The sequence below is a fragment of the Inquilinus sp. OTU3971 genome (genome assembly GCF_038440215.1).
On sequence record NZ_JASATH010000015.1, the window covers coordinates 18962 to 45120 of the forward strand.

The 26159-nt window shown below is 68.6% G+C and carries 25 protein-coding genes and 1 pseudogene; 13 read left to right on the forward strand and 13 right to left on the reverse strand.

What is annotated here, in order from left to right; all coding sequences use genetic code 11:
- The first annotated feature begins 110 nt into the window (after positions 1 to 110).
- Together AAHM41_RS05925 and AAHM41_RS05930 are read left to right on the forward strand one after the other, a co-directional pair.
- Positions 111 to 596, forward strand: coding sequence for a hypothetical protein (locus tag AAHM41_RS05925; RefSeq protein WP_342235598.1), 486 nt, complete (start codon positions 111 to 113; stop codon positions 594 to 596).
- A 181-nt stretch (positions 597 to 777) separates the two neighbouring features.
- Positions 778 to 1260 (forward strand): GNAT family N-acetyltransferase, encoded by a 483-nt coding sequence (locus AAHM41_RS05930; RefSeq protein WP_342235599.1) that lies wholly within the window; start codon positions 778 to 780, stop codon positions 1258 to 1260.
- Positions 1261 to 1302: 42 nt separating this feature from the next.
- On the opposite strand, the gene AAHM41_RS05935 is transcribed toward AAHM41_RS05930, so the two are convergent.
- The 7 genes from AAHM41_RS05935 to AAHM41_RS05965 form a co-directional block, all read right to left on the reverse strand.
- Positions 1303 to 3768 (reverse strand): DEAD/DEAH box helicase, encoded by a 2466-nt coding sequence (locus tag AAHM41_RS05935; RefSeq protein WP_342235600.1) that lies wholly within the window; start codon positions 3766 to 3768, stop codon positions 1303 to 1305.
- A gap of 68 nt (positions 3769 to 3836) precedes the next feature.
- Complete coding sequence (locus AAHM41_RS05940) at positions 3837 to 4406, reverse strand: GNAT family N-acetyltransferase (RefSeq protein ID WP_342235601.1); 570 nt, start codon at positions 4404 to 4406, stop codon at positions 3837 to 3839.
- 69 nt (positions 4407 to 4475) lie between these two features.
- The gene (locus AAHM41_RS05945) at positions 4476 to 5654 is read right to left on the reverse strand and encodes a helix-turn-helix transcriptional regulator (RefSeq protein ID WP_342235602.1); all 1179 of its coding nucleotides are present in this window, start codon (positions 5652 to 5654) and stop codon (positions 4476 to 4478) included.
- A complete protein-coding gene (locus AAHM41_RS05950; RefSeq protein WP_342235603.1) occupies positions 5651 to 5872 on the reverse strand; it encodes a hypothetical protein in 222 nt (73 codons plus the stop codon). The genes AAHM41_RS05945 and AAHM41_RS05950 overlap by 4 nt, the downstream gene beginning before the upstream one ends.
- A gap of 116 nt (positions 5873 to 5988) precedes the next feature.
- Positions 5989 to 7845, reverse strand: coding sequence for a cobaltochelatase subunit CobT (gene cobT / locus AAHM41_RS05955; RefSeq protein ID WP_342235604.1), 1857 nt, complete (start codon positions 7843 to 7845; stop codon positions 5989 to 5991).
- A 142-nt stretch (positions 7846 to 7987) separates the two neighbouring features.
- Entirely contained in the window at positions 7988 to 8968 is a 981-nt protein-coding gene (gene cobS, locus AAHM41_RS05960) for a cobaltochelatase subunit CobS (RefSeq protein ID WP_342235605.1), read from the reverse strand.
- A 34-nt stretch (positions 8969 to 9002) separates the two neighbouring features.
- Positions 9003 to 9530, reverse strand: coding sequence for a J domain-containing protein (locus AAHM41_RS05965; protein WP_342235606.1), 528 nt, complete (start codon positions 9528 to 9530; stop codon positions 9003 to 9005).
- 223 nt (positions 9531 to 9753) lie between these two features.
- Between AAHM41_RS05965 and AAHM41_RS05970 the strand changes: the two genes are divergently transcribed.
- On the forward strand, positions 9754 to 10044 hold the full coding sequence (locus tag AAHM41_RS05970; protein ID WP_342235607.1) for a BolA family protein: 291 nt from the start codon (positions 9754 to 9756) through the stop codon (positions 10042 to 10044).
- Positions 10045 to 10107: 63 nt separating this feature from the next.
- On the opposite strand, the gene AAHM41_RS05975 is transcribed toward AAHM41_RS05970, so the two are convergent.
- Positions 10108 to 10500, reverse strand: coding sequence for a GFA family protein (locus AAHM41_RS05975; RefSeq protein ID WP_342235608.1), 393 nt, complete (start codon positions 10498 to 10500; stop codon positions 10108 to 10110).
- A gap of 91 nt (positions 10501 to 10591) precedes the next feature.
- Complete coding sequence (locus AAHM41_RS05980) at positions 10592 to 11170, reverse strand: TetR/AcrR family transcriptional regulator (RefSeq protein ID WP_342235609.1); 579 nt, start codon at positions 11168 to 11170, stop codon at positions 10592 to 10594.
- A 132-nt stretch (positions 11171 to 11302) separates the two neighbouring features.
- Here AAHM41_RS05980 and AAHM41_RS05985 point away from each other — a divergent pair, with 132 nt between their 5' ends.
- Positions 11303 to 12076 carry an SDR family NAD(P)-dependent oxidoreductase gene (locus AAHM41_RS05985; RefSeq protein WP_342235610.1) on the forward strand — a complete coding sequence of 258 codons (774 nt, stop codon included), beginning with the start codon at positions 11303 to 11305 and terminating at the stop codon, positions 12074 to 12076.
- 1 nt (position 12077) lies between these two features.
- Here the strand turns inward: AAHM41_RS05985 and AAHM41_RS05990 are convergent, their stop codons facing one another.
- On the reverse strand, positions 12078 to 12956 hold the full coding sequence (locus AAHM41_RS05990) for a LysR substrate-binding domain-containing protein (RefSeq protein WP_342235611.1): 879 nt from the start codon (positions 12954 to 12956) through the stop codon (positions 12078 to 12080).
- A 101-nt stretch (positions 12957 to 13057) separates the two neighbouring features.
- On the opposite strand from AAHM41_RS05990, the gene AAHM41_RS05995 reads away from it, so the two are divergent.
- Positions 13058 to 14050: a zinc-dependent alcohol dehydrogenase family protein gene (locus tag AAHM41_RS05995; RefSeq protein ID WP_342235612.1), complete on the forward strand. Its 993-nt coding sequence runs from the start codon at positions 13058 to 13060 to the stop codon at positions 14048 to 14050.
- 6 nt (positions 14051 to 14056) lie between these two features.
- Here AAHM41_RS05995 and AAHM41_RS06000 read toward each other — a convergent pair whose 3' ends face one another.
- Entirely contained in the window at positions 14057 to 15157 is a 1101-nt protein-coding gene (locus tag AAHM41_RS06000) for a lactonase family protein (protein ID WP_342235613.1), read from the reverse strand.
- A 118-nt stretch (positions 15158 to 15275) separates the two neighbouring features.
- Here AAHM41_RS06000 and AAHM41_RS06005 point away from each other — a divergent pair, with 118 nt between their 5' ends.
- Positions 15276 to 15527 carry a DUF3297 family protein gene (locus AAHM41_RS06005; protein WP_342235614.1) on the forward strand — a complete coding sequence of 84 codons (252 nt, stop codon included), beginning with the start codon at positions 15276 to 15278 and terminating at the stop codon, positions 15525 to 15527.
- A gap of 73 nt (positions 15528 to 15600) precedes the next feature.
- Positions 15601 to 16269, forward strand: coding sequence for a methyltransferase family protein (locus AAHM41_RS06010; RefSeq protein ID WP_342235615.1), 669 nt, complete (start codon positions 15601 to 15603; stop codon positions 16267 to 16269).
- Between the two features lie 405 nt (positions 16270 to 16674).
- On the opposite strand, the gene AAHM41_RS06015 is transcribed toward AAHM41_RS06010, so the two are convergent.
- On the reverse strand, positions 16675 to 19785 hold the full coding sequence (locus tag AAHM41_RS06015) for an efflux RND transporter permease subunit (protein ID WP_342235616.1): 3111 nt from the start codon (positions 19783 to 19785) through the stop codon (positions 16675 to 16677).
- Positions 19785 to 20894 (reverse strand): efflux RND transporter periplasmic adaptor subunit, encoded by a 1110-nt coding sequence (locus tag AAHM41_RS06020; RefSeq protein ID WP_342235617.1) that lies wholly within the window; start codon positions 20892 to 20894, stop codon positions 19785 to 19787. Before AAHM41_RS06020 ends, AAHM41_RS06015 begins: the two co-directional genes overlap by 1 nt.
- Positions 20895 to 20978: 84 nt before the next feature.
- Between AAHM41_RS06020 and AAHM41_RS06025 the strand changes: the two genes are divergently transcribed.
- The 6 genes and pseudogenes from AAHM41_RS06025 to AAHM41_RS06050 form a co-directional block, all read left to right on the forward strand.
- Positions 20979 to 21578, forward strand: a complete 600-nt coding sequence (locus AAHM41_RS06025) for a TetR/AcrR family transcriptional regulator (RefSeq protein ID WP_342235618.1) — start codon at positions 20979 to 20981, stop codon at positions 21576 to 21578.
- Positions 21575 to 22066 (forward strand): PaaI family thioesterase, encoded by a 492-nt coding sequence (locus AAHM41_RS06030; protein WP_342235619.1) that lies wholly within the window; start codon positions 21575 to 21577, stop codon positions 22064 to 22066. The genes AAHM41_RS06025 and AAHM41_RS06030 overlap by 4 nt, the downstream gene beginning before the upstream one ends.
- On the forward strand, positions 22066 to 23325 hold the full coding sequence (locus AAHM41_RS06035; RefSeq protein WP_342235620.1) for a multidrug effflux MFS transporter: 1260 nt from the start codon (positions 22066 to 22068) through the stop codon (positions 23323 to 23325). Before AAHM41_RS06030 ends, AAHM41_RS06035 begins: the two co-directional genes overlap by 1 nt.
- A complete protein-coding gene (gene fabF, locus AAHM41_RS06040; protein ID WP_342235621.1) occupies positions 23326 to 24630 on the forward strand; it encodes a beta-ketoacyl-ACP synthase II in 1305 nt (434 codons plus the stop codon).
- 93 nt (positions 24631 to 24723) lie between these two features.
- The gene (locus tag AAHM41_RS06045) at positions 24724 to 25539 is read left to right on the forward strand and encodes an oxidoreductase (RefSeq protein WP_342235622.1); all 816 of its coding nucleotides are present in this window, start codon (positions 24724 to 24726) and stop codon (positions 25537 to 25539) included.
- 47 nt (positions 25540 to 25586) lie between these two features.
- A pseudogene (locus AAHM41_RS06050) lies at positions 25587 to 25986 on the forward strand (Tn3 family transposase); the annotation flags it as partial.
- Positions 25987 to 26159: the final 173 nt, after the last annotated feature.

Sequence of the window (26159 nt, forward strand, 5' to 3'; positions counted from 1 at the left end):
CCGTGATCCTGCCCAGGCGGTAGCGGATGTCGAGGGCATTCTCAAGGCGCTACCCGTTGTCCCAGCCCAGGGCAGCCGTTAAGGAGCTGTCTCGACGGGAGGGCTGCGCCGTGGACATCATCTGCATCAACGGGCCGATCAATTCCGGCAAGTCGACCGTGGGCCGGTGCCTGGCCACTCTCCTGCCCGGCGCCGTCTTCGTCGAGGGCGATGACCATGGCGCGCCGGACGATGCCGGTCTCGACGCTATCATCGCCATCGCCCTGGCGCGGATCGAGGCGCTGATCGCCGCCGCCACGAGCGACCTGGTGGTCGCCTATCCGCTGCGGCCGCAGGACCATGCCCGCCTGGCCGCGGCGGCGGGCCGGCGCGGGGCGCGGCTGTTCGTGGCGACGCTGGCGCCGCCGATCGAGGTGGCGCTGGCCGATCGCGGCGGCCGGCCGTTGTCGGCGGAGGAGCGCGACCGGATCGTCGAGATGTATGCGGAAGGCTATGCCGGTCCGGCCTTCTCCGACCTCGTCCTCGACAATTCCGGCCTGACCCCGGACCAGGCGGCCGCCGCCATCGCCGCGGCGCTGGCCGTGCGGCGCGGTTGACCGCGGCCCGGCCCGCAGATAGCCTGCCGGCATGATCCGTCGTCCTCGCCCCGCTCCGCGATACGGTGCCCCGCCCCTCTGAGGCGGCGGGACGATGCTTCATGCCCATCCCATGCTGCCGGTTCCGGCGGCATTTCCATGTGGGGTCTCCGGGCCGTGCGGCGCCACCAGGAGATCCGAGATGCCCATCATCCGCCCGGCCCGTCCCGACGAGCACGCCGCCCTCTGCGTCCTGTTCGCCGAGCTCGACCGCTTCCACCGCAAGGCCCGGCCCGATGTCTTCGTCGAGCCCGAGGGGCCGGCGCGCAGCCCGGAGCTGATCGCCGGGCTGATCGAGGGGCCCGGCAGCGCCATCCTGGTCGCCGAGGATTGCGGCGCCCTGGCCGGCCTCGCCACGCTGATCGAGCGGACGGTCGCGGCCAATCCGGTCCGGCCGGAGCGGCGCATCGCCGAGATCGACAATCTGGTGGTGATGCCGGGCCACCGCCGGCGCGGCATCGCCGGCCTGCTGCTGCGCCAGGCCGAGGACTGGGCGCGCGGCCGCGGCCTCGCCAGCCTCGAGCTCGGCGTCTGGGACTTCAACGCCGGGGCGGTGGCCTGCTACGAGGCGGCCGGCTTCGCGCCGACCACCCGCCGCCTGAGCAAGCCCGTCGCGCCGCCTTAGCGAGGCTATATCCTTCGCCGGTCGTCGATCGCTCGTACCGACTCAACGCGACGGGGGTTCGCCGAATCGGCCGCGCAACCCCTCCGCAAAGGCCGAAAGCGCGTTGGCGAGCTGGTGTGCGACTGCGGGCGGCGGGAGCGGCACTTTGAGGCTTCGCGTCCCCGTCGCCGGATCGCGCTCGATCCAGGGATGCGCCGGCGCATCTGTATCCTTCGTTGCCGCCACGGCCGCGACGAGCTGCACCGCCATCTGCGCCAGGGCCTGCCAGGGGTCGGCTTCCGATCCACGTGGCGGGGCCGCATCGCCCTTGGCGGGCGCAACTGCGGTCCCGGCCTCCATTTCCTCCGCGGTTTCGGCGGCGCCGACGCCGTCCGCGCCCTCCACCGCTCCGGCCTCCTCGGCCGGCGTTACGGCTTCGCCCTGGCCCATCTGCCCGGTGACGGATTCCACGTCCTTCATGAATCGGGTGAGGCGCGAGCCGCCGAGCGAGATGTTGTTGGCGCCGCCGTCGAGAATTCCGGCCGACAGGGACTTCTTGAAGGCCAGCACCGACAGCATGCCCTCCTCGATGGTTCCTTTCGCCACGAAATTGATCACCCGAACCGGCCGCGTCTGGCCCATCCGGTGGATCCGCGCGATGCGCTGTTCGAGGATCGCCGGATTCCATGGGAGATCGAGATTCACCAGGGTCGAAGCGTGCTGCAGATTGAGGCCGGAGGCGCCGGCATCGGTCGATAGGAACACCCGGCACCCGGGGTCATTGCGGAACCGCTCGATCAGGGCGGGGCGCTTCTCCGACGGCACGCCGCCATGGAAGCTGACATAGCCGATACCCTGCGCTTCGAGGCGCCGGATGACGATGTCGTGGCTGCCCGTCCATTGCGAGAACACCACCGCCTTGGCGTCCGGATCCGCGAAAAGATCGGCAAACACGGCGGCCAGTTCGTCGGCCTTGACCCCGTGATCGGTGCCCCGATCCAGGAGATAGGTGCTGTTGCACGACATGCGCATATTCTGGAGGGCGCAGGTCAGTCGCCGTTGGTCCTTGTCCGACAGAAACTTCATCCGGCGCCAGCGATGGACGATGCGGGCCACCGCATCGGCATTCTCCTCGTGATAGGCCATCTGGCCTTCGGTCATCGGGACCAGGAGAGTCTGGTCGGTCCGGCTCGGCAATTGTCGCAGTACCTCGGATTTGCGCCGGCGGATCATGATCGGCGCCAGGGTCTGGCCGATCTTCTCGAGCCCGCTATAGCCGGTGACCCGGCCGGCCTCGTCCTTGGCCTGATGCTCATAGAGCAGCTTCCAGGTCGGCCCCAGCCTGTATTGATCGACGAACTGGACGATTGAGACCAGCTCTTCCAGCTTGTTTTCGAGGGGCGTGCCGGTCAGCACGATCGCATAGGGGCTGTCGATGCGCTTCAGGGCGCGGGCGGCGACGGTGTTCCAGTTCTTGACCCGCTGCGCCTCGTCGACGATCACGAGATCCGGCTCCCAGGCGGCGATCAGGTCGAGATCGGGTGCGAGCCTCTCGTAATTGGTGATCTTGCAGAAATCATCGAGGGCATAGTCCTTCCGGCGTTGCGCCCGGCCGCCGCCGATGACCCGGGCCGCGGTCTCGTCCCGCCGGCCGGAGAAGCGCAGAATCTCGCTCTGCCATTGATATTTCAGCGAGGCCGGGCAGACCACCAGCACTTTCGTGAGGCCGAAATGGCGCGCCAGGATCTCCATGGCCGCGATCGCCTGGATCGTCTTGCCCAATCCCATCTCGTCGCCGATCAGCGACCGTCCGGCACGGACCGCGAACAGCGCGCCTTCGGCCTGATAGGGATAGAGCGGCACCTGCAGCAGGTTCGCGAGCCCGGGATCGGCGGCGCCCTCCGGGAACAGCTGTTCGAGCCGTTCGGAGCGCCGCCCAGCGTCGAGCCGTCCCGCGATGAAATCGAGGGCATCGTCATAGGCCCGCAGCTCGTGCCCGATGTCCGAGGCGGCGGCCAGGAAGGCTTCGATGTCTCCGAAGCGGTCATCCCGCAGCACCCCGCCGCGCCCGGAGTCGAACAGGCCCTCGGCTGCTGCGGCCACCTTCTGCGGACAATCCGTTCCGGCCCGGAAATAGATCCGGCGGCCGCCATCGTTGCGCAGATACAGCTCGGAGAATGCCGGCCGGTAGCCGCGGGCGAAGGCGGTCTTCGCCCCGCGTTTCTTCTCCAGCTGGGCCAGCGTGAACTCGATATGCTTGCAGGTGCCCAGTTCATTGGTCGTGTAGTCAGGACAGGCGCAGTAGTTGCCGCCAGGACCTCGCCCCCGGATGACCACGCGATAACTCGACCCTGAAGCCGGATTGCCGATCCGGAATTCGGAGAAGAACGGCTCGTCCGTCAGGTTTTCGAGCGTGAAGGACTGCTCGCGGCCGAATTGGCGGCGCAGGGCTCGCTGCCACTCCACCGGCGACAGATCGGCCGGCTGCAGGGTGCGCGAGAGTTTCGCTTCTTTGCGTGGCTTGGCCACGGGCTTCGGGGCTCGTCTCGTGGCAGTCATGGATGTCCGGTCGCTTTGGCGGGATGACGGGCGTGCGGCTATTCGGGTATGGGGTCAGACCTTATCCGATCTCGGCCCTGCCAGTCTTCACGGCTCTGGGCCCAGATCTCGACCTTGGTGTCGATCGGCGCCGGCAGCCGGTCCAGGCCGCGGAAGCGCGAGCCGAGCCGGCGTGCCACCGCCTTCGACGGCTCGTTCTCCGGCGCGATGCAGTGGATCACCTCGGTCCAGCCGAGGCGGTCGAAGGCCCAGTCGATCGTTGCCGCGGCGCCTTCGGTGGCATAGCCCTTGCGCCAGGCGGCGCGGCACAGGGTCCAGCCGATTTCGGTGCCCGGCCAGCCCTCGGGCTGCCAGGGGCCGAGGCGGCCGATCCAGCGCCCGGTCGCCTTCTCGATCACCGAGAAGTTGGCGAAGCCCTGGATCGTCCAGGCGCCGGCCATGGTGAGGAAGCCGCGCCAGGCCGCGGTGCGCAGCTGCACGCCGCCGATGAAGCGGGCGGCCTCCGGGTCGGCCATCAACTCGGCCCAGCTGTCGAAATCCTCGGCCCGGGGCAGGCGCAGGATCAGCCGGTCGGTCTCCAGCACCGGCGCGGGCTCCGGGGTCGGCATCGGGTGTCTCCTGAATCGGGAAGGCGCAGCAAAGCCCGATCCCGGACACCCGGTCAAGCTGCCGGCCGCTCAGCGTTCCGTCGCGGTGCCCAGATCGGGGGCGGCGAAGCTGTGCAGCAGCAGGCGCACCAACTCGGCCTGCCGGTGCGTCTCGGTCTTCTCGAACACCTGCTTCAGATAGTGGCGGGCGGTGCCGATCGAGATGCCCAGGCTCTCGGCGGCCTCCGCCGGGCCGAGGCCGCCGGCGATCAGCGCCGCCAGGTCGGATTCGCGCCGGGTCAGGCCATAGGCGCTGGCCAGGCCGGCGGTGTCGATGCGGCAGCGGCGGTCGGGGTCGGAGATCAGCACCGCCACCGCGCCCGGCTCGCCGGGGACCGCGCCGCGGCCGTCCGTGGGGGCCGGAATGACGCTCAGGATCAGCGGGCCGTTCGGTGGCCGCCGCGACACCGGGATGCGCAGCATCACGGCGGCGGCGCGGCTCAGCGCGGCATCGGCCGTGTCCGGCCCGCCGGCCAGCAGCATCGCCGTGGCGATCGCCTGATGCAGCGCCCGGGTCTGCGCCGGCAGGGTGGTGGCGATGCCGTGGGCGTCGGCCAGCAACCCGTCGCGCTCCGCGATCACCGCCTCGGCCCGCTCGCTGCGGTAGACCGGCCGGCCGTGCCGGTCCAGCAGGATCAGGCCGAGGCCCAGCGCGTCGATCGCGGCCAGGGCGCCGGTCGCGCGCGGGTCGACGCTGGCCAGGCGGCGGTTCAGCTTGCCGGCCTTGGCCAGATGCGGCACCAGGGCCTGCAGCCGGTTCAGCTCCTCGGCGCCGAAATCGCGCTCGTCCAGCGGGCGGCAGATGCGGACGGCGGACCAGCCGGACGTGCCGCGCCACGGCACCGCCACCGCCGCCAGGCCGCCGCCGATCGGCCGGATCAGCTGCTGGTAGAAATCCGTCCGCTCATAGTCCTTGACCGGCACCATGGACGACTGGGTGCGCGCGGCTCCGGCCGGGAACCGCTGCATCTGCTCGGTCCAGAAATCGCTGTGCAGGATCTGGGCGCAGCGGTCGCCGTGCTGCCGCACATCCATCCGGGAGCAGGTGGAGAGCTGGACGCCGTCGAGGCTGTTGGTGGTGAACACGGCATGCGAGCCGCCGACCAGGTCGCGCACGGCGTCCAGGCACTGCGGCCATTCCTCCGGCTCCATCGCGGCGTCGTAGATCCGCTGCACCGTCCGGAGGATCACCTGCGCGCCCGCGGTCACGCCGCCGACCCTTTCCCGTGGTTCGCCGGATCTAAACCAGCCACCGCCTGCGCGCCGCCCGCAAGTCGATCATGGAACACCGGCATTCCCGCGCTCCAAAATATCCTAAAACAGGAAAATACGCCGCCAGTCGAGCCGCCCGATTCCTCAACAACGCCGATCCACGAGGGCGACATCGCGGCAATGCCGCGAACGTCTTCCTCGATCGGAAGGATCATACCGTGTTTTTCTCGATGCCATTAGAGCACTTTTATTATGGCATCGGTATGGAGGCGTGGCGGCAAAGCCGGGGCGATTCGCACACGGGACGACGAAAACCCTGGGCTGGCCGGTCTCAGCTCGCCCGGCGCATCGTGACGGCCTTCTTCGGCTCCTCGTCGAACAGCTCGGCCAGCTTGTCGATCATGGTGCCGCCCAGCTGCTCGGCGTCGACGATGGTCACGGCGCGGCGGTAGTAGCGGGTCACGTCATGGCCGATGCCGATCGCCACCAGCTCCACCGGCGACCAGCGCTCGATGTATTCGATCACCTGCTTCAGGTGCCGCTCGAGATAATTGCCGGGATTGACCGAGAGCGTGGAGTCATCGACCGGGGCGCCGTCGGAGATCACCATCAGGATGCGCCGCTGCTCCGGCCGGCCGACGATGCGGTTGTGGGCCCACAGCAGCGCCTCGCCGTCGATGTTCTCCTTCAGCACGCCCTCGCGCAGCATCAGGCCGAGATTCTTGCGGGCCCGGCGCCAGGGCGCGTCGGCGGATTTGTAGATGATGTGGCGCAGGTCGTTCAGCCGGCCGGGATTCTGCGGCTTGCTCTGCTGGATCCAGCGCTCGCGCGCCATGCCGCCCTTCCAGGCGCGGGTGGTGAAGCCGAGGATCTCGACCTTCACGCCGCAGCGCTCCAGCGTCCGCGCCAGGATGTCGGCGGCGATCGCGGCGATGGTGATCGGCCGGCCGCGCATCGACCCGGAATTGTCGATCAGCAGGGTCACCACCGTGTCGCGGAAATCGGTGTCCTGCTCCTGCTTGAAGGACAGCGGCGTCAGCGGGTTGATCACCACGCGGGCGAGGCGGGCGGCGTCGAGGATGCCCTCCTCCAGGTCGAAGTCCCAGGACCGGGTCTGCTTGGCCATCAGCTTGCGCTGCAGCCGGTTGGCCAGCTTGGCGATCACGCCCTGCAGATGCTGCAGCTGCTGGTCCAGCATCAGCCGCAGCCGCGACAGCTCGTCGGCGTCGCACAGGTCCTCGGCCGCCACCATCTCGTCGAACTGGGTGGTGAAGGCCTTGTAGTTCAGCCCGTTCGGGTCCAGCGCGCCGGTCTGGTCGTCGCGCCAGGGCTGGCCCGGGGCCTCGGTGTCCTCGGTCGAGAACTCGTCGGAATCGTCGGCGGCCTCCTCCTGCTGGGCGCCCTCGGCGTCGGTCTCGTCGCCGCTTTCCGGGTCGCTGTCGCTGTCGTCGGCCTCGGCGCTGACCTGCTCGCCCTCGCGGCCCTGCTCCTCCGGCTGCTCGCCATCGGCCTTGTCGTCGTCCTCGCCGTCCTCGTCCTCCTGCGTCTCGTCCTCCTGGCCGATCTCGACATCGAGCTCGGCCAAGAGGTGCTTGGCGCAGCGGGCATAGGCCTCCTGGTCGTCCATGGCGTCGGCCAGCTCGTGCAGCGACCGGCCGATCCGGCTCTCCAGCCAGGACCGCCAGAGGTCGGCGGCGTGGCGGGCGTTCGGCGGCGGCTTCTCGCCGGTCATCGCCTCGCGCGCGGCCAGCCGCACCGCCTCGGCCAGCGGCACCTGCTCGCGCTCGGTGACGCGGTCCAGCCCCTGGCGCTTGAAGCGGTCGTCCAGCGCCGCCGCCAGGTTGCCGGCGACGCCGGCCATCTGGGTGGCGCCGATCGCCTCGCAGCGCGCCTGCTCCAGCGCCTCGAAGGCGGCGCGGGCGACGTCGCCCTGCGGCATGCGGGCGGCGTGCGTCTTGGCGTTGTGGTGGCGCAGGCGCAGCGCCACGGCATCGGCGGCGCCGCGCACCTTGGCGACCTCGGCCGAGGTCAAGAGGCGCGAGGGCTGCGGCAGCCTGGCGCGGGTGCCGGCGACGCCGGCCGGCTCGCTGGAATAGGCCACGGTGATGTCGGGCCGCTCGGCGATGGCCCGCACCGTCGCCGTGGTGGCGCGCTTGAACACCTCGATCGGGCTGTCGTCCTGGGGCATCGCCTGCTTCGTCTCTGCGGCCTTCGCCGCTCTTCCTTCATCTGTCATGCCCGGTCTTGACCCGGGCATCCAGAGGTTGTCGAGACCTTCTGGATTGCCGGGTCAAGCCCGGCAATGACAGCAAAACCTAACGAACCACGCCTTACGCCAGATGGGCGCGGACGCCGCTTTCCGGCAGCTCGGTGCCGAAGCAGCGCTGGTAGTACTCGGCCACGGTCGAGCGTTCGACCTCGTCGCATTTGTTCAGGAAGGTCAGGCGGAAGGCGAAGCCGACATCGCCGAAGATGCGCGCATTCTCGGCCCAGGTGATCACCGTGCGCGGCGACATGACGGTGGAGATGTCGCCGCCGATGAAGCCGGCGCGGGTCAGGTCGGCCAGGCGGACCATGGCGTTGATCTTGGTCCGGCCCTCCTCCGTGTCGAAATCCGGCACCTTGGCCAGGACGATCTCGACCTCGGCGTCATGCGGCAGGTAGTTCAGCGTGGCGACGATCGACCAGCGGTCCATCTGGCCCTGGTTGATCTGCTGGGTGCCGTGATACAGGCCGGTGGTGTCGCCCAGGCCGACGGTGTTGGCGGTGGAGAAGATGCGGAAGGCCGGGTGCGGCTTGATCACCCGGTTCTGGTCCAGGAGGGTCAGCTTGCCCTCGACCTCGAGCACGCGCTGGATCACGAACATCACGTCCGGCCGGCCGGCGTCGTATTCGTCGAACACGATGGCGCAGGGGTTCTGCAGCGCCCAGGGCAGGATGCCCTCGCGGAACTCGGTCACCTGCTTGCCGTCGCGCAGCACGATGGCGTCCTTGCCGACCAGGTCGATGCGGCTGATGTGGCTGTCCAGGTTGACGCGGACGCAGGGCCAGTTCAGGCGGGCCGCCACCTGCTCGATATGGGTCGACTTGCCGGTGCCGTGATAGCCCTGGATCATCACCCGCCGGTTGTGGGCGAAGCCGGCCAGGATGGCCATGGTGGTGTCGCGGTCGAAGCGGTAGGCGCTGTCGACGTCCGGCACATGCGGCGTGGCGGCGGAGAAGGCGGGCACCTGCAGGTCGCTGTCGATGCCGAAGGTCTGCCGCACGGACACCTTGATGTCGGGCAGCGTCGTGGAGGTGTCAGCGCTCATGATCCAGTCGAAGTCCAAATTTCAGAGTATCGGTTCACGAGGCGAAGCCGGCCTTCAGCACGCTGTAGGCGTGGTTGATGGTCTTGAACTTCTCCTCGGCATCGCGACTTCCGCCATTGGCGTCCGGGTGATGCAGTTTGACAAGGGCCTTGTAGCGGGCCTTGAGGGTTTTCAGGTCCAAAGGCGGAGCGAGCTCGAGCGTCTTCATCGCGCTCTCCTGCTCGGTCAGGGGGCGGCCCTGCTTGGCCTCATCCTGCGCCTCGCGGCCGGCGTGGAACGGGTTGTCGCCCGCGCCCTCGGCGAAGCTCTGATAGATCCGGGAGCGCAGCCGCTGCTCGGCGCGCCAGGACCCCATCGGCCAGGTCGGCCGGTCCCACACCGTGTCGCGCCGCGCCTCGCGCTCGATCTGGTCGGCGCTCATGCCCTGGTAGTAGTTCCAGGCGCGGTTGTACTCCCGCACATGCTCCAGGCAGAACCACCAGTAGTCGTTCAGCCGCTGCCGCGATTTCGGCGCCCGGAACTCCCCGGCGCAGGCACAATCCGGGTGGTCGCAGCGGCGCATCGCCGGCGCCGGCTCCTCGAATGCCCGGTATTCTCTGCGGTTTGCAGTGGCCATGCTGCGAGTATGGGGAGGGCGTTTTCGCCTGACAAGTCGACGCGGCGGAAATCTGCCCTGCCCTCGTGTCGCAGCATCGGGGCTTGCGTCATATGGGAATATCGGGTCGCGGTCTCCCGCCGCGGCCCCGGCTCTGCTATCACCTGATGCCGGATGGAGGACAGGACCGATGCAGATCGCCGACCGCATGCGCCGCAAGATCGAGGAGGCGCTGGCCCCGGCCCAGCTCGAGATCATCGACGACAGCCACCGCCATGCCGGCCACGCCGGGCATGACGGCCGCGGCGAAAGCCATTTCCGGGTGCTGGTCGTCTCCGACGCCTTCGAGGGCCGCTCGCGGGTCGAGCGGCAGCGCCTGGTCTACGACCTGCTGGCGGCCGAGCTGCAGGACCGGGTGCACGCCCTGTCGCTGACCACCCGGACCCCGGCCGAGGCGGAGAAGGCGGGCGCCCGCGGCTGACGCCCGCCGCCCCGTCTCGTCGCGCGCCGTGGGCCAGGCCGCCGTGCCGGTCCTGCGGTCGGGCTACCCCTCGAAGCGACTCGTGGCGTCGCGATCGCGGTCGTATCGCCTCGTGAGCGGGAACGGCGGCAACCAGGATTCGCGGCGGATGATCCAGCTTTCATAGGTCGGCATCAGCTGGTCCGGGGCATCCAGCGATCCCAGGTTCACCTCGATCTCGTCTGCGCTGCGCCCGAAAACGGATGAGCCGCAGCGGGGGCAGAAAAACCGCCCGGCGTAGTCGCGTGTCTCGCCGTCGATCGTCACCGCATCCTGAGGGAAGATCGCGGAGGCGTGGAACAGGGCCCCATGATGCTTGCGGCAGTCGAGGCAGTGGCAAAGGCCGACCCGGTAGGGGCGTCCCGACGCCACGATGCGGACGCTGCCGCACAAACAGCCGCCCGTGAATCGCTCCATGCCGCGTCTCCTCAAAATCGCGCCGTCGGAATGCTTACAACGAACCCCGGCGAGCGGCCATCAAGGATGCGCGACGGCCCGGCCGCCGGTCTCAGACGTTCGGTCCGGCCAGCGCCGCCAGCCTGTCCCGCACCCCTTGCAGGATCTCGTCCGACAGCGCCGGGTCGGACACGGCGCGGGCCAGGGCCACGGCGCCGGCCAGGGCGCTGATGGTCAGCAGCGCGTCGGCGCGGGTGGCGGCCGGGTTCTTCGCCCGCAGCAGGGCCAGGAAGGTCTCGGCGCTGGCCTCGACGTGCCGGGTGAAGGCCTCGCGAGGCCGGTCCTGCAGCCGCCCGGCCTCGCTGGCCAGGGCGGCCACGGCGCAGCCCTGGCCCGGCGCGTCGCGATGCGCCGGGCTCAGATACTCGGCGACGATCTCGGCATAGCCGGCACCCGCCTCCCGCGCGGCGGCGACGGTCGCCCGGCTCTGCTCCAGCGCTTCCTCCAGCGCCTCGGCCACCAGTTCGTCGCGCGAGCCGAAATGGCGGTAGAAGCCGCCATGGGTCAGCCCGGCCTCCTGCATCAGATCGGCGACGCCGAGGCCGCCGACCCCCGCCTCGCGGAAGCGGCCGGCGGCGATGCGCACGATGCGGTCATGGCTGGCCGCCTTGTCCCGCCGTGAATGGCCCATCGCAAAATCCTCCTCGGGCGGTCATTGACAATCAGGATGATGGTTATCATCTTCGCAATCGAGATGACAAACATCATCCAGAATATGGGCTCGACCGGCCGTCGCCGCCAGCCCGGATCGCAGGAGACCGAGATGAGGTTGCAGGACAAGGTTGCGCTGATCACCGGCGGCAATGCCGGCATCGGCCTGGCGACGGCCCGCCTGTTCGTGGCCGAGGGCGCCAAGGTGGTGATCACCGGCCGCAACCGCGAGACGCTGGACGCCGCGGCGCGCGAGCTGGGCGATGCCGTGCTGGCGCTGCAGGCCGACACCGCCGATGCCGCGGCGATGGAGCGGGCGGCGGCCCAGGCGGTGGAGCGCTTCGGCCGGCTCGACATCGTTTTCGCCAATGCCGGCATCGGCGGCACCACGCCGCTCGGCCAGACCTCGTTCGAGGCGTTCGAGCAGATCATCCGGGTCAACCTGACCGGCGTGTTCTTCGCGGTGCAGGCGGCGCTGCCGCATCTCAAGGACGGCGCCTCGATCATCCTGACCAGCTCGGTGCACAGCGCGCTCGGCGCGGCCGGCTGGTCGGCCTATGCCGCCAGCAAGGGCGGCGTGCGGTCGATGGGCAAGGTGCTGGCGTCGGAGCTGGCGCCGCGCGGCATCCGGGTGAACGTGGTCTCGCCGGGCGCGACCGACACCGAGATCTGGTCCGCCCTGGCGCCGACGCCGGAGGCCCGCGCGGCGCTGGACCAGCGCCTCAGCCGTGGCATCCCGCTCGGCCGCATGGGCAGGCCGGAGGAGGTGGCGAAGACCGTGCTGTTCCTGGCCTCGGACGAGTCCAGCTACGTCCAGGGCGTCGACCTCTTCGTCGACGGCGGCGCCACCGGCTCGCCCTCGGGGGCGCCGATCTATCGCGGCTGACCTACCCCGCCACCCCCGCCACCCCCGCCACCCCCGCCACCCCCGCCACCAGCGCATCCAGCAGGGCCCGCAGCCGGGCCAGGCGGCGCAGGTCGCGATGGAAGCCGATCCAGACGTCGCGGCCCGGCGGCGCCTCGCCCAGCTCGATCCGCCGCAGCCCCGGCTCGGCATCGCCCAGCGGCCGGGGCAGCACGGCGAAGCCGGCCCCGGCGGCGCAGGCCCGCGCCTGGGCCTCGCGGCTGTTGCTGCGGAAGGCGATCCGCGCCTGGGGCAGCATCCGCCTCAGCCAGCCGACATCCGGCATCGTCTCGAAGGCGGTGTCCATGGTGACCAGGGCGCAGCCCGCGCCGTCACCCGCCACCGGCGGCGTCGTGCCGGAAGCGGCGTAGAGCGCGTAGGGCACATGGGTCAGCCGGCGCTGCACCACCTCCGGCTCGTCGAAGGGCCGGATGCGCACCACCAGGTCGGCCTCGCGCCGGGCCAGGCTGAACAGCCGGGCATCGGTCACCAGCTCGACCACGATTCCGGGATGGGCGCGGGTGAAGCCGGCGAGAATGGGCGCCAGCACCCGGGCGCCGAACCAGTCGGAGGCGGAGATTCGCAGCATCCCCTCCAGCGCGCCGCCCCGGCCGGCCAGCGCGCGCTCGAAGGCGATCGCCTCCTCCTCGACCCGCTCGGCATGGGCCAGCACCGCCGCGCCCTCCGCGGTCAGCACGAAGCCGTCGCTTGTGCGCTGGAACAGGGCCTGGCCGACCGCCTGCTCCAGCGCTCGCAGCCGCCGGCCCATGGTCGGCTGGGTCTGGCCCAGCGCCCGGGCCGCGGCGCCCAGCGTGCCGGCCCGCGCGATCGCCAGGAACACCCGCAAATCGCTCCACTCCATGCGGCGATCATACAGAACTGCATGGATCTCGAACATTCTCGTTCATTCCCGAACGATCCGGCATGGCCCATCTCTCGGTCCGTCACTGAAAGGACCAAGCCATGACCGATCTCCCCACGATGCGCGCTTTGGTGCTCGACCGGCCGGACGGGAAGCTGCGCCTGGCCGAGCTGGCGCGGCCGGTGCCGGCCGAGGGCCAGGTGCTGGTGCGGATCGCCGCCAGCGGCGTCAACCCGCTCGACCTCAAGATCCGCGCCGGCGCCGCGGCCCATGCCAGGCACTCGCTGCCGGCGGTGCTCGGCATCGACCTGGCCGGCACCGTCGCGGCGGTCGGGCCGGGCGTCACCGGCTTCCGTCCCGGCGACGAGGTCTACGGCATGGCGGGCGGCGTCGGCGGCCACCAGGGCTCGCTGGCCGAATACGCGGCGGTCGACGCGGCGCTGCTGGCGCCGAAGCCGGCCAATCTCTCGATGCGCGAGGCCGCGGCGCTGCCGCTGGTCACGATCACCGCCTGGGAAGGGCTGGTCGACCGCGCCGGGGTACGGGACGGGCAGTCCGTCCTGGTCCAGGGCGGCGCCGGCGGCGTCGGCCATGTCGCGGTGCAGCTGGCCCGCGCCTTCGGCGCCCGGGTCTTCGCCACCGCCTCGGCCGGAAAGCTGGAGCTGGTGCGGCGCCTCGGCGCCACGCCGATCGATCGCGTGGAATCGGTCGAGGCCATTGTCGCCGCCCACACCGGCGGCCGCGGCTTCGACCTGGTCTACGACACGGTCGGCGGGCCGGTGCTCGACGCCTCCTTCCAGGCGGTGCGCCGTTTCGGCCACGTCGTCAGTGCCCTCGGCTGGGGCAGCCACCTGCTGGCGCCGCTGTCCTTCCGCGCCGCCACCTATTCCGGAATCTTCACCCTGCTGCCGCTCCTGACCGGCGAGGGCCGCGAGCACCATGGCGAGATCCTGCGCCGGGCGACGGCGCTGGCCGAGGCCGGGCAGCTGGCCCCGATCCTCGACCCGCGCCGCTTCACCCTCGACACGGCCGAGGCCGCGCATCAGGCGGTGGCGGCCGGGCCGGCCGGCAAGGTCGTGGTCGAGATCGGGTGACCGCCCTCACCCCGGCAGGAACGCCACCATGTTCGGGCTGCCGATCGGCAGATAGCGGCCGGTGAAGGCCAGCCGGCCGGATTCGGCGTCGACCCGGAACAGGGTGACGTTGTCGCTGCGCCGGTTGCAGGCGAACAGGAACTGCCCGGTCGGGTCCAGCGCCACATGGTTCGGGTAGTCGCCGCGGGCCCATTCCGCGTCCAGCCAGCGCAGCGTGCCGGCGGGCTCGACGGCGAAGATGGCGATGCTGTTGTGCAGCCGGTTGCCGGAATAGACGAAGCGGCCGTCGCGGCTGACCGCCAGCGCCGAGGCGAAGCTGGAGCCGGCGAAGCCCGGCGGCAGCGACCCCTGCTGCTGCAGCAGGGTGGCGCGGCCGGTCGCCGGGTCCCAGCCATGGGCGGCCAGCTGCGACGCCTCCTCATAGGTGGTGTAGAGGACGCGGCCGTTCGGGTGGAAGGCGAGGTGCCGCGGCCCGGAGCCGGCCGAGGCGGCCGGGATGAACGGCGGGTCGGCCGGGCGCAGCGCCCCCGCAGCCTCATCGAGGGTCCAGACATAGACCCGGTCCTGGCCCAGATCGGTGCTCAGCACGAAGCGGCCCGCGGTCTCGATGATATGGGCGTGCGAGCCGTCATGGCCGCTGATGGCGAAGCTGCCGGGCGGCCCGGCCTCGGCCCGGTCGGCGCCGACCGGCCCGACCGGCGCCTGGATATCGGTGGCGGCGCCCAGCGACCCGTCGGCCGCGATCGGCAGCACGGCGAGCTGGCCGCCGCCGTAATTCGCCACCAGCAGGTGCCGCCCGCCGGGATGGACGCTGCAATGCGCCGGCCCGGCGCCGCCGGAGCCGACGGTGTTCAGCGCCGTCAGCGCGCCGCTGTCGCGGTCGACCCGGTAGGCGGTGACGGCGCCCTGGGCCGCGCCCTCGAAGCGGTCGATCTCGTTGACGGCGTAGGCGTGCCGCCCGTCCGGGGCGAAGGCCAGCCAGGCGGGGTTCGGCCCGGCGACGCTCTGCAGCGCCTCCAGCCGGCCGGTCTCCGCATCCAGCCGCGCCAGGGTGATGCCCTCGCCATTGCCGGATGCGCCCGTGTAGCTGCAGACATGGAACAGCATCGCCTCGCCCATCCTGTTGCCGGTGCTTGAGAACCCGATAGCATCCGCGTCGCGCATTGTCAGCGCCGCCGCGCGCGGCTATCACCCGCCATCCTCTGTCCTTGCCGGGAACCCTCCGATGGCCGACACCCCGCCCGACCGCCTGTCGAACAACCCGAACAGCCCGCATTTCGACGAGGCCGCGCTGCGCCGCGGCGTCGGCATCCGCTTCAACGGCGCCGAGCGCACCAATGTCGAGGAGTACTGCGTCAGCGAGGGCTGGGTCCGCCTGTCGATGGGCAAGGCGCTGGACCGCCGCGGCAACCCGCTGACGATGAAGATGACCGGCACGGTCGAGCCGTATTTCCGGGACGACACGCCCGAGGCCTGATCCGGCCCGGCAGGAACACGGGCCGCCCGTCCGGCATTGTATCCTGGGGGTTCGTGATCCCGGGAGCTGCCGGATGGATCGACCGATGCCTTCGCCGCGGATGGTGCTGTTCGCCGTCCTCGGCACCGTGGTCTATCTCGGGCCGGCCGTGCTCGGCTGGGGCGGGTTCGGCGCCTTCTTCGCCCATCCGGCCCGCATCGCCCTGGTGGCCGTCACCGTCGTGCTGACGGTCGCGAGCCTGTTCAGCGGCGGCAATATCAGCCCCGGCGAGCGCGAGGACCGCGGCAACCGCTGGGTGCTGGCGGTCTTCACCGTGCTCGGGCTGCTCGGCGCCTATGTCCCGGCCTGGACCGACCGGACGGAGCTCTGGACCCTGGATGGCGACACCATGCGCTGGATCGGGGTCGTGATCTTCGCGCTCGGCGGCGTGCTGCGACTGTGGCCTGTCTTCGTGCTCGGCCGGCTGTTCAGCGGACTGGTGGCGATCCAGCCCGGGCACCGGCTGGTCACCGACGGCATCTACGGCGTGATCCGCAACCCGAGCTATCTCGGGCTGATGATCGGCGCCCTGGGCTGGGCGCTGGCCTTCCGCTCCGCCATCGGGGTGGTGCTGGCGCTGCTCAACCTGCTGCCGCTCGTCGCCCGCATCCGGGCCGAGGAGCGGCTGCTGGCCGACCAGTTCGGCGCCGAATACGAGGCCTATCGCGGCCGGACCTGGCGGCTGGTGCCGGGGGTGTGCTGAGGGGTGGTCCCGGCCTCGACGAAATGCCCTCACCCGAAGCCGCTTCGTGTCTCCGACCACAAAGGCCAGAGCCGCGGTCAGACTTGGCCGGTCGGCTTTGCCGCCAGACGCCTTGTCCCGGCACACCCCGGGCGCAACCGATCTTGGCAAGAGTGTGGAGCTGCAATGCTGGGTCCTGGTCGGCCGTCAAAACCCGCGCGTAGCCGATCTACGCTATCCCGCACCGGCCTTTGTCCGAAAACCCGTCCGGCAAACTATTTGTCCGGAAAGCCATCGTCAATGTGGGTTGGCGGACAGGCTGCAGGCGGCCGTCAAACGGCCGTTGAGCGGACCGGTCGCTAACGCTCTCACCATGCTGCACCTCTCTTTCGGTCCGCTTCCGGCTCCAAGCCGGCCAACCGAGCCCTACTCGGCGGCTATTGCTGCTCGCAGTTCCGGTTTATCCGTCGAAGCCTCATGGATCTCATCCGCGGTCGGCTTGATCCGGAACCACGCGGCGTAGAGCGCGGGAAGGAAGAGCAGGATCAACACCGTGCCGACCGCCGTGCCGCCGATCAGCGTAAAGGCCATCGATCCCCAGAAGACGGAGTGCGTGAGCGGGATGAAGGCCAGTACGGCGGCAAGTGCGGTCAGGATCACGGGCCGCGTGCGTTGCACCGTGGCCTCGATGACGGCGTGATAATCGTCGAGGCCGGCCGCACGGTTCTCCTTGATCTGCTCGGTCAGGATCAGCGTGTTGCGCATCAGGATGCCGGCCAGCCCTATCAGGCCCAGAATGGCGTTGAATCCGAAGGGTTGGTTGAAGGTGAGCAGCGCCGGCACGACGCCGACAAGGCCAAGCGGCGCCGTCAGCATGACCATGGCCATCGTCGAGAAGGATCGCACTTGCAGCATGATGATGATCAGCGTGGCGGCGATCATGGCCGGGAAGACCTTGCCCAACGCGGCGTTGGCCTTACCTGCCTCCTCGATCGACCCGCCCATTTCGATGCGATAGCCGGCGGGAAGGGATGCGATCAGCGGCTGAAGGGCCGTCATGACCTGCTTGGAGACCTCCGGAGGCTGGGTCGCCTCGTCGATGTCCGAGCGGATCGTGATGACAGGCGTGCGATCGCGGCGCTTCAGGATCGGCTCTTCCAGACGGGTTTCCGAATGGCCGATCTGATCGAGCGGGATCGGGCGGCCGTCCCGGCTCATCAGAGAGAAATCCGCCAGACGCGTCGGATCCAGCCGCTCGCCGCCGGCGCTGCGTGCCACGACGGGAACGTTGCGGATGTCCTCGCGGACCTGGGTGACCGGAATGCCGGTGAGGAGGAACTGGAGCTGCTGTCCCACCTCCGCCGGGGAAAGGCCGATGAGGTTCAGCCGGTCCTGATCCGGGACGAAGCGAAGCACGGGCGTTCGGTTGCCCCAGTCGCGGTTGGCCTGCCGCACGTCCGGGACGCCGCGCATGATGTCGAGGGCCTTTTCGGAAATGCTGTAGAGTTGCGCGGGATCAGGCCCCATGACGCGGAACTCGACCGGGAACGGCGTGTAGGGGCCGAATACGAGCTGCGTGACGCGGACATCGGCCTCGGGTGCGAGCCCCTGTGTCACCGCCTCCCGGAGCCGATGCTTCAACGCCTCACGCGCCTGGGCGTCCGGGGTCAGCACAACGATCTTGGCGAAGGCGGGATCAGGCAGTTCCGGCGCCATCGCGAAGAAGAAGCGCGGCGCGCCCTGACCGACATAGCTCGTGACGATTTTCGCCTCGGGCTGGCTTTCCAGCCAGTGTTCGAGCTTCTCGACCGTGGCGGTCGTCGTCTCGATGCTGGTGCCTTCCGGCAGGCGAACCTCCACCAGCACCTCGGGGCGGTCGGATGTCGGGAAGAACTGCTGCTTGACGGCGCCCATGCCGATAACGGACAGCGCGAAGGCGATGGCGACGATACCGGAAGTCATGAACTTGTGGCGCACGGCAAAGGCGATGAGCCGCCGCAGGCGCCGGTAGTTCGGCGTGTCGTAGATCGCGTGGGTGCCGCCTTCGATCGGTTTGATCGCGGGCAGCATCTTGACGCCGAGATAGGGCGTGAAGACCACCGCGACGATCCAGGAGACGATGAGCGCGAATCCCACGACCCAGAAGATGTTGCCGGCATATTCGCCGGCCGTCGAGCGCGCGAAGCCCACCGGCAGGAAGCCGGCGATCGTCACGAGCGTTCCAGAGAGCATCGGCGCCGCGGTGTGGCTCCACGCATAAGCCGCCGCCTTGATGCGGTTCATGCCCTCTTCCATCTTCACCACCATCACCTCGATGGCGATGATGGCGTCGTCCACGAGAAGGCCGAGCGCCAGGATGAGGGCGCCGAGCGTGATGCGGTCGAAGAACCGGCCTGTCTCCAGCATGATGAGGAACACGACGGCGAGCGTCAGGGGGACAGCCGCCGCCACCACGATGCCCACGCGCCAGCCCAGGCTGAGCAGGCTCACCAGCAGCACGACGCCGAGCGCCATCGCGAACTTCATCATGAATTCATCGACCGCCGAGGTGATGTTGACGGCCTGGTCGGTCACCTTCTCGAGCGTCATCCCGAGCGGCAGCGTCTGCGCGATGGCCGCCGTCCTGTCCTCCAGCGCCTTGCCGAGCGCAAGGCCATCCCAGCCCTCCTGCATGACCGCGGCGAGCATGATAGTGGGCTCACCCTGACGTCGGATGAGGTATGTGGGAGGGTCTTCATAGCCGCGGCGGACCTCGGCGATGTCGGAGAGCTTCAGCGTCCGCCCCGCAGCGACGATCGGCGTGTCGGCGATCGCCTGAACGCTGTCGTAAGCGCCGTCGACCCGGATGAAGACCCGCGGCCCCCGGGTGTCGATCGAGCCTGCCGGAGTGACGGTGTTCTGCCGCTGCAAGGCGGCGACGATGTCCTGTGCCGACACGCCGAGGGTTGCCAGCTTGGCGTAGGAGAACTCGACGAAGATCTGTTCGGGACGTTCACCGAGAATGTTGATCTTCTTGACACCGGGCACGTGCAGGAGGTCCTGGCGGATCACCTCGGCCTGCCGAACCAGTTCACGCATCGGCATGCCCTTGGCCTGGAGGGCATAGAGGGCGAAGCTCACATCGGAATATTCGTCGTTGACGAAGGGGCCATAGACGCCGGACGGCAGGTTGCGGACTTCATCCGCGAGCTTCTTGCGGGCCTGATAGAACTCCTCCTGCACGGCGGATGGCGGTGTGCTGTCCTTCAGCGTGACCGTCATATACGCGTAGCCCGGCCGCGTGGTCGTCTCGACCCGATCGTACCAGGTCAGTTCCTGAAGCCGCTTCTCCAACGGCTCGGCGACGAGATCCTGCATCTCGCGCGCCGTCGCGCCCGGCCATGCCGTCGTGACCGTCAGGGTCTTGATGGTGAAGTTCGGGTCCTCCGCCCGTCCGAGCATGACGAAGGCGTAGGCGCCGGCGGCCACCAGCAGGAGGATGAAGAACAGGGTGACGGCGCGCTCGCGAACGGCGATCGCGGAAAGATTGAGGCTCATCAGTCGCTCCTGTTTTCAGAAGCAGTCCGGACGCGAGCGCCCTCCCGCAGAAGATGAGCGCCGAGCGAAACAACCGGATCCCCAGACCTCACTCCGGAGATCACAGCGGTTTCGCTGGTCACACGCACCAGCCTGACGGGCCGAAAACCCACGGTCGAGGTAGCGCTGTCGAGCACCCAGACGCCGGTTCTCCGGCCGTTGTCCAGCACAGCTCCGAGCGGCACTTCCACCTCCGGTTGGCTGGCCTGGGTCACCAGCCGAATGGTCACCGTCGCGCCAAGAGGCGCGTCCGCGGCCTCACCGTCGAGCACATAGCGGGCTTCATAGGTGCGGGTCTGGGCATCCGCGGAATCCGATAGCTGACGGAGATGTGCCGTGTAGCGACGTCCATCGCTCCCATACACGCTGGCCTCGGCCACCGAACCGATCGCCGGCCGGATCGTTTCGGGAAGGGCAACCACCGCTTCGCGGGGCCCTACCTGGGCAAGCCGAACCACGGTCTGGCCGGCGGACACGACCTGTCCCGGCTCGCCAAGCGTTTCGACCACCGTGCCGTCCACGTCCGCCACCAGAATGGAATAGGTCGCCTCGTTCTCCGCGACCCGTGCCTCGGCTTCGGCGGCGGCGAGTTGCGCCGTGGCCGTATCCAACACGGCCTTCGCCCGCTCGTAGCGCTGTCGGGAGGACCATCCGTTGCTCACCAACTCGGCGTATCGCCGCTCATCCGCCTCTGCTTGAACGACAGATGCACGCGCCGCGGCAACTGCGTTGCGCTTCGCCGTGAGCGCAAGGCGAAGGTCGGTTTCGTCGATCCGCATCAGCGGCTGACCGGCTTTGACCTGCTGACCGACATTCACAAGCCGTTCCACGATCTTGCCGGGAACGCGGAAACCGAGATTGCTCTGCACCCTCGCCCCGATGATGCCGGTGAAGCCGCGCTCGGAACCGGTCACCCGCGCGGCCGTCGTCAGTCTGACGATCGGAGGTTCCAGTCTCGGGTCGCTCACCGCCGCGGCTTCCTGCACGGGAAGGGAAAGCGTGACGAATGCGGCCGCCCCCGACACTGCGGTCAGGACGCCTGCCAGCACCACAGCGGGTTTCTTTTTCATGGCCGTCGCCTCGCCAAATTAGATTGTGCTCGACATCTATATCCGTTATAGAGTTCGAACGCAATCTAATTTTGGAGATAGGCGATGCGCGTGAGTCGCATTCAGGCTGAGGAAAACCGGCAGACGGTGATCAACGTGGCGAGCCGCCTCTTTCGGGAACACGGCTTTGACGGCATCGGCCTGAAGGACCTGATGAAGAGCGCCGGGCTGACCCAGGGCGCGTTTTATAAGCAGTTCGCGTCGAAGGACGACTTGGCTGCGCAGGCGTCCAGGCGGGCTTTGGAGCACGCCTTTCACCGATGGTCAGCCGCTGCCGAGGCCAATCCGCAGGACCCGCTTGGCGCGGTGGTCGCGTTCTACCTCAGTATGGATCACCGCGAAGAGAAGATGGACGGCTGCCCCGTCGTTGCGCTCGGCTCGGATGCTGCCAGGCAGGGCGCTGACGTGAAGGCGTCATTCGAAGCCGGGATCAAGGAATACCTCGAGCTGCTCGGTCGCTGGGTTGGCGATGGCGATGAGCCCAGTGGCGAGGCTATGGCCATTCTCTCGACCATGGTCGGTGCGGTGGTCCTCTCGCGCGCCGTCAACGATGAGCGGCTGTCGAAACGGTTCCTGCAAGCGGCCGCCGAGAGCGTGCTGACGGGGCCGTCTGCGGGCGATGCCCAACAAGGACCGCGCCAATGACGATGGATCCTCCGACCGGGGTGCGGAGCGCGACTGTTTCAATCGCCGAGTTGGCGGGCTGGTCCGGGCTTGAGCTCGTTGCGAGGCTGGCGGACGGTAGCATCCGCCGCCCACCGATGGCGGAGACGCTGCCTTTCACCTTGCTTCCTCCGGAGGAAGGCAAGGTCGGGCTCCTGGCCACGCCTGAACTGCGCTTCTGCAACCTGACGAATTCAGTTCACGGCGGCTGGATCATGACGATGCTCGACACCGTCATGGCGCTTGCTGCCCAGACGACGCTTTCGCCCGGCGAGACCTGTCCATCCCATGAAACCACCGCCAAGTTTGTCCGCCCGATCTTCGTCGACTCCGGCGAAATGCGTGTGCTTGGACATGTGGTCTCGCGCGGCCGGACCGTCATCACGCTGGAGGGCAGGGTCGAGGACGCTCAGGGCAGACTCTACGCACATGGGACGTCGACCTGCCTGATCGTCGACAGGAAACCGTGATGTCCGCGTTTTCGATTGCCAATCCGGCGCCTGCCCAGCGCCGCCTGACGGGCGGAACCCTGTTCCTGCTTGCCGGCCTAGCTGCGCTCGGCGCGCTCGCCACCAACATCATCCTTCCTGCCTTTCCGCGGATGGCCGCAGAGCTTGCGATTTCATCAGCTGAACTCGGTCTCCTGTTGAGCAGCTTCTTCGTTGCGTTCGCCCTCGGGCAGCTTGTGGTCGGTCCGTTCTCCGATCGCTTCGGCCGCAAGCCGATAGTTCTGGGAGGCCTTGCCGTCTTCGCCGCCGGCAGCGTGGTTTGCGCAATGGCCGATACATTGCCCGTGTTGGTTCTGGGCCGGGTCATTCAGGCTGTGGGAGCTTGCGCGGCCTCTGTCCTGTCGCGCGCCATTGTGCGTGATCTTTTTGAGGGCGAGGCGCTCGGGCGGGCTTTGGCGCTGACCATGATTGCCGGGGCGGCGGCTCCCGGTTTTTCGCCTCTGCTCGGCAGTATCCTTGCCGGCCTGGCCGGCTGGCGGATGACCTTCGTGGTCGTTGCGGCATTCGGCGTGGCGCTCGCTTGCCACTACCTGGGCCGCATTGGCGAAACGCACCCGGCGGACCGCCGAACGCCCCTGGCACCTTCGGCCGTGGCGCGCGCCTATGGGCACCTCGCCACTGATCCGCGCTTCTTACTGCCCGCGCTTGCGGTAAGCCTCGTCATCGGCGGGCTCTACAGTCTCTTCGCGGCCGCCCCCGGCGTGCTGATGACCGAGCTGGGCCTGACCGCCATCCAGCTCGGATTGTCGTTTGCGGCGACGGTTCTGATCGTCTTCCTGTCAGGATTTCTCGCGCCGCGCCTCGCTCATCGCTCAGGTCCGCGTGCCGTCAGCATGATCGGCCTCTTGATCGCGCTCGCTGGCGGCGTCGCCATGTTCGCGTTCGCGGCCGTGCCGACCTTCATGACCTACACCATGGCTATCGGGCTGTATCTGTTTGGCATGGGTTTAATCAATCCGCTCGCCACTGCGATCGCGCTCCATCCCTTTGGACGCCAGGCCGGGCTGGCATCCGCGCTGCTCGGGTTCATGCAGATGGGCTGCGCCGCGATCGGAGCGTCCTTTGCCAGTACACTGCCTTTTCCGCCGTCGGTTTCCCTTGCCGTCGTCCTGACCGCGGGTTCGGCGTTTGCCCTGCTGGCCTTTCTTCCGGTCGCGTTGCGCCAACCGCGAGCGGAGCTGAGCGAATCTCGCGACGTACCGGAATCGACAGGAGGATAGATGCGACGGGTTGTTGTCACGGGTCTGGGCGCGGTCACGCCGCTGGCTGCGGGTGTCGAGGCGTCATGGTCGCGTCTGTTGGCCGGTCGCTCGGGCATTCGCAGACTTCCCGCCGATGTGGTGGGAGACTTGCCGGCGAAGGTCGGTGGCGTGGTGCCTTCGCGGCAAGACGATCCGGAAGCCGGTTTCGATCCGGACGCCGTTCTGGCGCCGAAAGATCAGCGCAAGGTAGACCGGTTCATTCTCTTCGCTCTGGCGGCGGCGGAAGAGGCGCTCGCGCAGGCGAACTGGAAGCCTGGCTCGGAAGCCGAGCGCCTGCGCACGGCCACGATCATCGCTTCAGGCATCGGCGGTTTCCCGGCCATCACCGAGGCCGTGCGCACGGTGGACTCGCGGGGTGTGCGCCGCCTGTCGCCGTTCACGATACCGTCCTTTCTGGTGAACCTTGCGGCGGGTCATGTCTCGATCCGCCATGGCTTCAAAGGCCCGCTCGGCGCGCCGGTGACAGCATGCGCGGCCGGAATCCAGGCGATCGGCGATGCGGCGCGTCTTATCCGTGCCGGTGAGGCCGACATTGCCGTGTGCGGTGGCGCGGAAGCCTGCATGAACATCGTCAGCCTTGGCGGCTTTGCTGCCGCGCGCTCTCTTTCCACCGGCTTCAATGACAGGCCGGCCGAGGCCTCGCGCCCCTTCGACACGGCGCGGGACGGATTCGTCATGGGCGAAGGCGCCGGCATCCTGGTCATCGAGGAGTTGGGTCATGCGGCGACGCGCGGCGCAAAGCCGCTCGCCGAACTCGTCGGCTACGGGACGACGTCGGATGCTCATCACGTCACCTCCGGTCCCGAGGACGGCAACGGTGCACGCCGTGCCATGGAGATCGCGATTGTCCAGGCCGGGATTCCGCCACGCGAGGTCCGCCATCTCAATGCACATGCGACCGCCACACCCGTCGGCGATCTCGGCGAGATCGAGGCGGTCAAACGGCTCTTTGGCGCCGATTCCGGCATCGCTGTCAGCGCCACGAAATCGGCGACCGGACATCTGTTGGGCGCCGCCGGCGGGCTTGGCGCGATCTTCACGATCCTGGCGCTCAAGGGTCAGGTGGCGCCGCCGACGCTCAATCTGGCCGCTCCCGACCCGGCCGGCGACGGGATTGACTTCGTCGCAAACGAAGCCCGGCCAATGGCGATGGAGTACGCGATCGCCAACGGCTTCGGCTTCGGAGGTGTCAATGCCAGCGCACTGTTCCGACGCTGGCCGGCGGGATCGCCGGAGGATTCCCGTGGCTGGCCTCGCCTCTGACCGCTCCCGTTTCCCTATCCGCCCAATCCTGTGGCCGACGAGCGAACGCCACAGGTTGAACCGCAATCCAGCACAAAGAAAGACGTGGTTTCCATGAGCAAGAGCAATTCTGGCGTCGCCCTGGTGACAGGGGCATCCTCTGGCATCGGCCATGCGACGGCCAAGGCCTTGCAGAACGCGGGTTATCGCGTGTTCGGAACCAGCCGCCGCGCTGCCCCCGCACGATCCGATGGCGTCACCATGCTGACCTGCGACGTGACCGATGATGCTTCTGTGGCGAAGCTGGTCGAACGCGTTCTGGCCGAGGCCGGTCGCATCGACCTGCTCGTCAACAATGCCGGCATCGGCCTGCTCGGCGGCGCTGAGGAATCCTCGATCGCCCAGACTCAGGCGCTGTTCGACGTGAACGTCTTTGGCGTTCTCCGCGTGACCAGCGCGGTGTTGCCGGCAATGCGCCGTCAAAGGATGGGCAGGATTGTCAATCTGAGTTCGGTGCTGGGCTTGATTCCGGCTCCCTATTCCGCGCTCTACGCGTCGACCAAGCATGCCATTGAAGGCTATTCTGAATCGCTCGATCATGAGTTGCGCACATTTGGAATTCGGGTTGTTCTGGTCGAACCCGCCTATACCCGGACGGCGTTTGACGAAAATCTCGTAAAACCGGACCGGTCGCTTGACATCTATGACGCTGCGCGCGCTGGCATGAATGGGATCCTGCGGAAAGCGATTGAAACAGGCGATGCCCCCGAAGTCGTAGCCAGGACGGTTCTCGAAGCGGCGACCGCTTCCGCTCCGAGGAGGCGCTATGCGGCGGGAAAAATGGCGCGCCAGGTCAGTTTCCTGCGCCGCTTCGTCCCGGAGTCCGCATTCGACAAGAGCTTGCGAAAGCAGAACGGGCTGCCGGTCTGACGTCGATATCAACGACAGAGACCAAGCCGTCGCTGCCGCTATGATGCATCGAGCGCACCATGTTCACCCTGGATTGGCTGCGCGATCCGGCGCTGCGTTGGCGGGCCAATGCTGGACTCAACAAGGGCGAGGCGCGCATCGCCTTCGCGCGGGCCATCTTCTTCAACCGGCTCGGGGAGATGCGCGACCGCAGCTTCGGGAACCAAGCCTACCACGCCTCGGGACTGAACCTGCTCGTGTCGGCGATCATACTGTGATCTGCAGGTCGCGCTTCGGGATCTTGGCCGGCGCGGAACCGACGTGATGCCGGACTTCGCTCGCCACGTGGCGCCGCTCGGCTGGAAGCACATCGGCCTCACCGGCGACTATGTCTGGGGCGCCGGCCCCGTGCCGGCTGATAGCCTGCGGCCGCTCCGCCGGCCGGTGTCTTTGCTTGCGGCCTCGTAACTCGTCCGTTCTCACGAACCGGACAGTCTGATCACTTTCGTGTCGTGGCTCCTTTGTCGTCATTCCCGCGAAAGCGGACTCTCCCTCCGGTCAAAGCGTTGCGAGATCCCTGCTTTCGAATGCGGGGGTGACGGGTTGGGGGATTCTGAATAGGTCTCGCAAGCGGGAGAGGT